This window comes from Vibrio sp. V42_P2S4T144 (assembly GCF_009904715.1).
Classification (GTDB): Bacteria; Pseudomonadota; Gammaproteobacteria; order Enterobacterales; family Vibrionaceae; genus Vibrio; species Vibrio alginolyticus.
On the sequence record NZ_WXWS01000524.1, the window covers coordinates 1 to 8,743 of the forward strand.

Below are 8,743 nucleotides of genomic sequence, written 5' to 3' on the forward strand. Positions count from 1 at the left end.
TTCTTAGATAGCCCGTTAATATTTTAATTAGAGGGGTTCGAATGAACGTTTTTAGATGGGCTACCAATCTATTCGGAGGTAAGTCAACTGAAGTTAGTACTGGTGGTCAAATAAACTTTCCTGATCACTATTTGTCAACGCCAGCACCAGTAAATGAGGATACCGCATTACAGCTACCAACAGTAATGCGTTGTATTACGTTAACTGCAAATATGATCGGAAGTGCTCCGCTTAGTTTTACTGAAGAAATCAATGGAGCACGTAAAAAGTCTGATCATATTGTGTGGGATTTAATTCAGAATAAGCCTAACCCGTATATGTCTGGAACGACATTCAGACAAACGCTTGCACTAAACCTAATGTTACATGGTAACTTTTATGCGCGAATTGCTCGTAACTCAATAGGTGAGCCAGTAGCGCTATTTGTCATGCCGTCGCAAGACACTACTCCAGAGCTTCAAGCAAACGGTGAGTTGATTTATCGACAACAGTTAGATCCGTTAATTGAAGGAACTCACGAGAAGTTGCACAAAGCGGAAGATGTTTTTCATATCAAGGGAATGGGTAACGGATTAACTGGATTATCACCGCTTGCTTATCATCGTTCAACACTTGGTATCGCGATTACTCAAGACAAATTTCAGTCTGATTACTTTAGTTCGGGTGGAAGACCTGGTGGGATACTTTCAACAGAGCAAATTCTGACTGATGAACAGCGAAAGAAAATTGATCAACGGTTAATTGCTCAAATGGAAACTGCAACTAGTAGTCATAAAACAATGATTCTTGAGGGTGGTTTCAAATACCAATCTATCGCACTGAGCCCACAGGATATGGCAACTCTAGAGTCGAGAAAATATACGACTGAAGATATTGCTCGTATATACGGCGTTCCGTTGTCTTTATTGGGAATAGGCGAGTTAACAAACAAATCACTACCAACTGAAGATGTAATTCGCTCATGGATTTCGACTGATTTGGGAATTTTATTTACAAAGATTGAAGATGAAATTCGCCTCAAATTAATGACGCGAAAAGAGCGCACTAAATATAACGTTGAGTTTGAATCTTTCAAATTACTAAGACACGACTTCAAAACGCTTTCTGGTATCGGCACTGCTGCTGTTACAGCGGGTATTTTAACTCAAAACGAAGCACGTGAATTAATGAATAAGCCACCAAAGGAAGGCGAAGAATACGACACGTTACGTCAACAAGCGCAATTAGTTAGCGCGCAATCATCTAATACAAATGAGGGTACTCCGAATGGAGATTAAACAAATTAAAATTCAGTCGGTCAAGATGTCTGTTGACGGTGACGGTTATTCGTTTGAGGGCTACGCATCGACTTTTGATAATAACGACTCGTACAACGATACGATTAAAAAAGGCGCGTATGCGTCTGTTATCGAATCGGTTAAAGCTGGTACAGCAGAAATGCCGCTTTTGATGTTCGGTCATGAGCACAATTCTATTCCAGTTGGCAAGATTCTCGATATGCGAGAAGACGAACACGGTCTTTTGATTAAGTGTGAATTAACGAAAGGGCTGTCTATCGCTGAAGATCTTAAAGCAGCACTGAAACACGGCACTATCAAAGGGCTATCAATTGGCTATTCGCTATCGAAAGACGACTACGAAGTTAAGGCTGATGGTGGTCGAGTCATCACGAACGTGACGTACTTGGGTGAAGTCTCAATCGTTTCGTTCCCAGCAGACCGCAAAGCAAAAATCGACTTGCTAAGCGTGAAAGACGCACTTCAAGAAGTGGATTCGCTGAAGTCACTCGAAACATTTTGTCGGACTGAGTTCAATTGCTCAAGAGAAGCAGCTAAATCGTTCGTAGCACAAGCTAAGAGCGTGATTCTTGCTGCAAACGATGAACAAGCAGAGGTCGAGCGTAAAAACGCTGAAATCGCGGCTGAAGAGCAAAAAGCAGCAGCTAAAGAAGCAGAAGAAACCAAAATTCTTACAGCACTTCTATTGAAACAGCGTCTTGCCTCATAAGGCGCTGATTTTTTCGATCTAAATACAAGCACAAGAAACAAATCTGATGCAGGCGAGTCAGTCCTGCGTTTTTCCCTGCGTGATGCTGTGGATACAAGTCTGACAACACTCAAATCAAATCATTTTTAAATTTAAGACAGGGAAAAACTATGTCTCAAGAAATCATGGCCGCTATTCAAGAAATGGCGACAAAATCTGAAATCGAACAAAGCGTAGCACCAGTAAGTGCTGAAATCGTTGAATTGAAAGCAGCTAACGACGAACTGAAATCTCGTCTACGTGAAGTAGAAGCAAAATCAGCATCTGGCTTCGTACCTGCTAAAGCGCAAGTGAAGTCTCTAGGTGAGCAATTCGCGGATTCTACTGAATTTAAACATATGGCTGAAGGTAAATCAGCGGTAGCTAAAGTTGAAATTAAAACTTCGACTAACGCAACTAGCGCAACATATTCACAACGTCTAGCAGGTGTTGTTGGTAAACCAGTTGAAAGTCTGAATCTGCTAGATGTGATTCCGACCATGCCAGCAACTTCGAATTCTGTTGAATACACTAAAGAGCTTTTGATTACTGATGGCGCAGCTCCGCGCGCAGACGAACTATCTGCATACGGCGTATCTGACTACACATTCGAAAACCTAAGTATGCAGATCAGTGACGTTGGTCATATTCGTAAAATGAGTAAAAACTTGATGGATGATAATGCACGAGTTGCTGCATTCATCAACAACAAAATGCCATATCAAGTAGCTCGTGCGGTTCAGAACCAAATCGTTTCAGGAACTGGCACTGGTGGTCAATTGAAAGGCCTCACACACGTTGACAACCATACAGTATTCACCCCAGAAGCTGGCAAAACTATTTTTGACAATGTTCGTCTAGCCAAAGCTCAAATGAAAGCAGCAGGTCTAGAAGCAACATTCATTGTGCTTCACCCTGAAGACACTGCCGAATTAGACCTTACTAAAGGTTCTGATGGCCATTATATCGCAGCAGATGCACGCGCAGTTAATCCAAACGTTGCATGGGGTGTGCGCGTGATTGAGTCTAGTTCTATCGCTAAAGGCAAGTTCCTTCTTGTTGATGCTGGTGAAATTACTCTTCACGTCCGCCAAGGTATTGACATCAAAATGTCTGATTCTGACCAAGACGACTTCCAGAAAGGTCTTATTGCAGTACGTGCCGATCAGCGTTGTGCGCTAACAGTAGAAAACAACGTTGGTGTGTTCTACGGCGACCTAGTAGCTGCTGCTTAATCAAGCATTAACTAGCTAATCACAATCGAAGCCCTACCCAAACGGGTGGGGCTTTTTCGTTTAAGGAGAGCACATGAAAGTAAGACTACCGTTCAACTGCAAATACGGGCAGTTCAAACAAGATCAGGAAGTAACAGATCAACGAGTTATCGACGAATACCCGATGTACTTCTACCCAGAACTCGAAACTAAACCGTCGCCAGTAGCACTTGAAACTAAGCCAGTACCGAAGAAGAGAACACGTAAAACGAAGAAGGCTGAATAATGTTAGAACTCAGAGACATAAAGCATCAATGTCGTATTGATATTGATGACACTTACGACGACGAACATCTGCTTTTACTTCAAAGGGCCGCACAAGACATCGTTGAAGGCCAAATCAACCGACGTGTTCGTTGGGATGGTATAGCAACAGAAGATGAAAACGAAATCCCATGTTACGCAGATATCGATGTTGCAGTTTTGATGCTAATCGCGGGCATGTACGAGAATCGCGAATCAATGTCAGATAGCCAGCTCCGTCGAGTACCGTTAGGTGTCGATTACATTCTCCGTAAATATCGATTGAGTTCGTCTGGCTACTTAGCAAGTTAAGGGGGTCATATGAGACCAATCAACGCGGGGAAGATGCGTCACCGAATCCAAATCTACGATGTCGTAAACACTCGTGGTGAGTCAGGGGAACTGATAAATGAAAAAGCATTATTTCGCACTGTCTCAGCACGCATCGAGCACGACAAAAATGAAGAAACAGGCGAAGTAGTTCGTCAAACGCAAGATACCGTGACTTTTGGCATTCGTTACCGCAAAGACCTCGAATATCTCGATTCATCAATGTACATCGTGTTTCGCAACAGGGAATACGACGTTGAATCGGTTATCAACACGGACTACCTGAATCGAGAGTTGCTAATCACCTGCAAAATGCGTGGTAAGTAATCATGAAATTCACATCAAAAACATTCGGGTTTAAAGAGCTAGACAAAGCACTTGAATCACTAGCTGATGAGAAAGGCAAGGAATGGAAGCGTGCAGTTCTGGTTACTGGTGCTAAGCGCGGTATGACTGAAGTATTGCGCACTGCGAAAGCTCGTATTCCAACGAAAACGGGTCATGCAAAGAACACGATGCAAGTTCCCACACCTAAATACAACTATGCGGCGAATGCAGGTTCAGCGTTCAAGAAATCAGGTGGGATGAAGAAGGGACGTAGGCACGAAGTTACAGCAAACATCAACTTCAGCGATAAATCTATTCGATACCCGTACGTACTTAACCACGGTGTTCAAAGAACAAAAGTTCATATTCGAAATCAAGCATTCGGTAGAAAAACAAAGCCGTATGCAGTCGAAACCAAGAAACGCAAGCCAATCGCGTTCTTGCATGGAGCGTTGGCAACGAAGCGACTAAAAGCGATTGCTGAACTTAAAAAATCAATCAAGCGCGGAATCAAAATGATTGCATCGAAGCAATACAAAAACGTTCGTTCGTTTACTCGCGCACTCAACAAATAAGAGTTCTAAATATATGAGAATGATTCAAGACGATTTGCGTCGTTATATCGAGGCGCAAACTCAGATCGAAGCATATCCGTTATTTGTACCTGAATCAGTTCAATTACCTGCTATCGCATACACGCTTGAAGACGCAGGTCGAAACGTGGGTTCAGAGCAATACAAAACGAGTGTTTCTGACCACACATACTCAGTGCAGGTTTGTGACAATCGATTCGAATCGGTCAAGAACATTGCACAGCAAGTCATCGATTTATTCGATGGCAAAGGATTCACACACGAACAAACTGAAGTCTTAACGTCACAAGTGACAAGTGTCTCTGATGCAACCAATCACGACCTAGACCTGTACTTCAGAATCATCACATTTACTTTAATTGTCAGAGAGGCATAACACATGGCACACCTTAACGATGTTTCGGCGGGTAACTACACAAAAATGTTCTACAACTCAGGTTCTGCATTCACGGAAATCACTGAAGTACAGAGCATTGGTTCACCTACAGACGAAGCAACAGTAATCCAAGTACCGCAATACGGTGTTCAATATCAACGTTCGATTGTTGGTTCGAAAACAGCAGGCTCTATCGAGCTAGTTCTGAACTGGAACCCATCAAACCCATCACATCAAGCGATGGTTGATAAGTACGCAACTTCAGAACGCGTTGATTTTTACATCGAGTACACAACCCCAGCAGGCACAGAATCAACATTCCGTTCATTCAGCGGCTTTGTTTCTAGTAACTCACTAGGTTCTGAATTCGACACAGTTCGTTCGATGACAGTTTCTATCACTATCGACGGCGCACTTGGTGACTTCGAAGATACTGCACCAGTTGCAGCTTAATCATATTCATTAAATCAGGGTGGCGGTTCTCTCTTGCCGTCGCCCTTCTTTTCAGGAGAGAAAGAGAATGGCTATTTCAGCAAAAGATATTCTAAATCGTTCAGTTAAAGTTCATTCAGTTGAACTAGAAGAACTCGGCGAAGTATTCGTACGTCCGATGTCGAGCACAGACACAAAGAAATTCCAGAAAGTACGTGACCCAATCGAAATGGTTGCGACTGCTGCTCTATTATCGCTTTGTGACGCGAAAGGTAAGTTGTTATTCGACGAATCGCAACTAGAAGATTTGATGAGCAACATGCAGTTCAAAGAGCTTGAAAAAATCGCTAAGAAATCAATGGAAGTTAGCGGTCTAGTAGACCCAAAGTAGTCGCCCGAAAGCTAATAGAAGATTCTGATCGCATGTTCATGCTTAAACTGGCATTAACATGGGGTCAGCCGCTCGAATACGTAGAGCAATTAGATAACGCGACCTTACTCGAATTCAAAGCTTTAAACATCATTTCGCCGTTCACGCACGATGTCGCAAGTAACGAACGAGCAATGATTGCCTCGATTTTGTACAACCAGAACGCAACGAAGAAATCCCAAATGCGTTCACCTTCCGAATTGATACCTTACATTGTGCCAGACACTGACTTCTTAGAGCCTGAATTGTTCAAGAAAGCTCGTGAGACGCAGCGTTCGTTAGATCCTTCCAACCCTTTGTACGAATCGCAGTTAGAAAGCTTTTATCAAGACATCAACGACACGATTGAATTCGAAGTTCAGCAAGCCGACTACGACGAATATCTGATCACGAAACTACGAAGTCTATTACCATAAGGGCAAGCAATGAGCGAGACTCTATCACATGTGTCGGTGCAACTGAGTGCCGACACTCAACAATACCTAGACGCGATAAAAAAATCCCAAACGGAGACTAAGAAGCGTCTAAGCAAAATGCAGAAAGATATGTCTGCAACTGCTAAAGCAACTAAGGTCGCTAGTAATCTAATGATCGGTGCGCTAAGTGCAGTTGCAGGTGCTTTCGTGATTTCATCAATCACGTCTTTCATTACAGACACAGTACACGCAAACCAAGAAATGCGTTATCTCGCTGCACAAGTCGGTCTAACGACTGAAGAGCTATACGCATACGATTACGCAGCTAAGCACGTTGGAATGTCGGCAGAAGGGCTTACAGACGCTTTTAAAGAAGTGGCTGAACGTATGTCTGACGCTGAACGTGGAACGGGTGAAGCAGTCGCTTTGCTCGACGAGCTAAACCTATCAGTTAAAGACTTTAAGAATCTTGCACCTGCTGAACAATACGGTGAGCTTGTTAATCAATTAGATAAATTGTCCGACAGCGATGCATTGTATTGGGCTGATAAGTTCGGTGATCAGTTCTTCATGCTTTATCAGCGTTCACGTGAATTAGGCGTATCAGTTAACGACCTAACGCGAGAATACGAAGAAATGTTCGGTATGGACATGAGCACGATTAACAGTGCTATGACCGACATGAACAAGGCCATGATTGAAATCGACTCTATGTGGTCAGTGTTCAAGCAATCATTCACTGCTGCTGTAGCTCCGCCAATTCTCGATGCGCTAAAACGCATGAAAGACTACATTAAATCGTTGGGCGGCGAGGGCAATCAGAACCTGATGAAAGGCATGTCTGTTTTGTACAACGACATGATCAGCAGTCTTGAGTTGTTCTTGAACGGGATGTCGCAAACATTCACTTCGATATATAACGGGATAATGTCAGCCATTACCGAACTCAACCGCATAATGAACAAGCTTGGGTTAGGTACTTCATACGAAGAAACGTCTGGTTACGTTGTAACACAGTCTGATATCTCGGCTAAGCGACAAGAACAGGCGAAGATTCGCAAAGATCTATCTGCGTATTCATACACAACACAAGATCCAAACGATCCATCGAGAGTTAACAACAAAGCACGTCTTGCTGAGCTAGATGCAGAGATTGCATTGTTGCAACAGCGCGACAAGCTTGAACGCGAAGCGTTTGAAAATCGCAAATCTGAAGGGATGACGTTTAACCCGATGGTTGCGAAAGAATTCGATTTGTCGTCAATGAAAGTTGGCCAACAGATTTTCGAAGGTTCAACAGTTAGTGCAGACAGCTCAAGCGATACGTCTACACCGTCGAGTTCGGCTAATGCTCAGCAGAAAACGCTTAGTGATTCGTGGATAAAGTCTGTACGTGCAAGCGTGATGACTTCTGAACAGATATACGCAGAGCAACGCGACAATCAGTTGAAGAGCGTTGAGCAAGCGTACAAAGACGAACTGATCTCTAAAGAAGCGTACGACAGAGCGAAACTTGAATCTGAACGTCTATACCAACGTCAGGTCGATGAGATTGGAATTTCAGCAGCAGATGTGAAGCTCGGCAAAGATGCTACCGAAATGGAGCAGCTAACGCAGAAGCAAGCGGTTGAACTAGAAGCACTCAAAGAGCACCTGAACGAGAAGAAAGCACTCGAAGCGGAATACAACGCTGCTGTGTACGACATGGAGCTTAGTCACGCAGAACAGAAAGCTGCATTGCTTGAAAAACAGCGCAAGACTGAACGTTCATCATTGATGCAAAGCGTCAGCGATATCGGAGCACAGCTTGGTACAGTGTTCGGGATGCAGAAGGAATTTGCGCTAGTTACGAGTCTAGTGAATCAAGGTCAAGCGGTTGCTCAGGCATGGGCTGATCCGACATTAGATTTCTATTCTAAAATCGCAGCTTCAATCACTGCTGGTGCAGCAGTAGCAAGTCAAATCGCGAGTATCAAATCCGTAGAAGGGCAGTTCCACGCTGGTGGCGTTGTTCCTCAAGATATGGACAACAGTTCTTTCAGATTGAAAGCTGGTGAACGTGTTCTTACGCCAGAACAAAATCAGAAGTTTGAATTGCTAGAATCGAATGCTGTTCAGAATACTGGCACGACTACTATCGAGGCACCGTTAATCGTTCAAGGTAACGTGTTCGATGATAGTTGGTTTAAACAACAATCTGTGAAACACAGAGACCATATTTCTGGTGTCGTGAACAAAGCAAATAGTGAACGACCAAGACGATAACGAAAAATGTCACGGTCTAATAATATTTCCCC

Annotated in this window: 12 protein-coding genes; all 12 read left to right on the top strand. The window is 43.4% G+C overall.

The genetic code is table 11. The features are described 5' to 3' along the window. Window positions 1-41 precede the first annotated feature (41 nt). Window positions 42-1,277 (top strand): phage portal protein, encoded by a 1,236-nt coding sequence (locus CAG68_RS17505; protein WP_161441427.1) that lies wholly within the window; start codon window positions 42-44, stop codon window positions 1,275-1,277. Then, window positions 1,267-2,007: an HK97 family phage prohead protease gene (locus CAG68_RS17510; RefSeq protein ID WP_161441428.1), complete on the top strand. Its 741-nt coding sequence runs from the start codon at window positions 1,267-1,269 to the stop codon at window positions 2,005-2,007. Before CAG68_RS17505 ends, CAG68_RS17510 begins: the two co-directional genes overlap by 11 nt. 149 nt (window positions 2,008-2,156) lie before the next feature. Further along, a complete protein-coding gene (locus CAG68_RS17515) occupies window positions 2,157-3,260 on the top strand; it encodes a phage major capsid protein (RefSeq protein ID WP_161441429.1) in 1,104 nt (367 codons plus the stop codon). Window positions 3,261-3,333: 73 nt separating this feature from the next. Then, window positions 3,334-3,525, top strand: coding sequence for a hypothetical protein (locus CAG68_RS17520; protein ID WP_161441430.1), 192 nt, complete (start codon window positions 3,334-3,336; stop codon window positions 3,523-3,525). After that, on the top strand, window positions 3,525-3,854 hold the full coding sequence (locus CAG68_RS17525; RefSeq protein ID WP_158156425.1) for a head-tail connector protein: 330 nt from the start codon (window positions 3,525-3,527) through the stop codon (window positions 3,852-3,854). The genes CAG68_RS17520 and CAG68_RS17525 overlap by 1 nt, the downstream gene beginning before the upstream one ends. A gap of 9 nt (window positions 3,855-3,863) precedes the next feature. Further along, the gene (locus tag CAG68_RS17530) at window positions 3,864-4,199 is read left to right on the top strand and encodes a phage head closure protein (RefSeq protein WP_161441431.1); all 336 of its coding nucleotides are present in this window, start codon (window positions 3,864-3,866) and stop codon (window positions 4,197-4,199) included. Between the two features lie 2 nt (window positions 4,200-4,201). Continuing rightward, window positions 4,202-4,774 (top strand): hypothetical protein, encoded by a 573-nt coding sequence (locus CAG68_RS17535; RefSeq protein ID WP_161441432.1) that lies wholly within the window; start codon window positions 4,202-4,204, stop codon window positions 4,772-4,774. 13 nt (window positions 4,775-4,787) lie between these two features. Further along, on the top strand, window positions 4,788-5,168 hold the full coding sequence (locus CAG68_RS17540; RefSeq protein ID WP_158156431.1) for a hypothetical protein: 381 nt from the start codon (window positions 4,788-4,790) through the stop codon (window positions 5,166-5,168). 3 nt (window positions 5,169-5,171) lie between these two features. Further along, entirely contained in the window at window positions 5,172-5,621 is a 450-nt protein-coding gene (locus CAG68_RS17545) for a phage tail tube protein (protein ID WP_161441433.1), read from the top strand. Window positions 5,622-5,688: 67 nt separating this feature from the next. After that, window positions 5,689-5,991, top strand: coding sequence for a hypothetical protein (locus CAG68_RS17550; RefSeq protein ID WP_161441434.1), 303 nt, complete (start codon window positions 5,689-5,691; stop codon window positions 5,989-5,991). A 32-nt stretch (window positions 5,992-6,023) separates the two neighbouring features. Beyond that, window positions 6,024-6,446, top strand: coding sequence for a hypothetical protein (locus CAG68_RS17555; protein ID WP_158156437.1), 423 nt, complete (start codon window positions 6,024-6,026; stop codon window positions 6,444-6,446). Window positions 6,447-6,455: 9 nt separating this feature from the next. After that, window positions 6,456-8,711 carry a hypothetical protein gene (locus CAG68_RS17560; RefSeq protein ID WP_161441435.1) on the top strand — a complete coding sequence of 752 codons (2,256 nt, stop codon included), beginning with the start codon at window positions 6,456-6,458 and terminating at the stop codon, window positions 8,709-8,711. The last annotated feature ends 32 nt before the right edge of the window (window positions 8,712-8,743 follow it).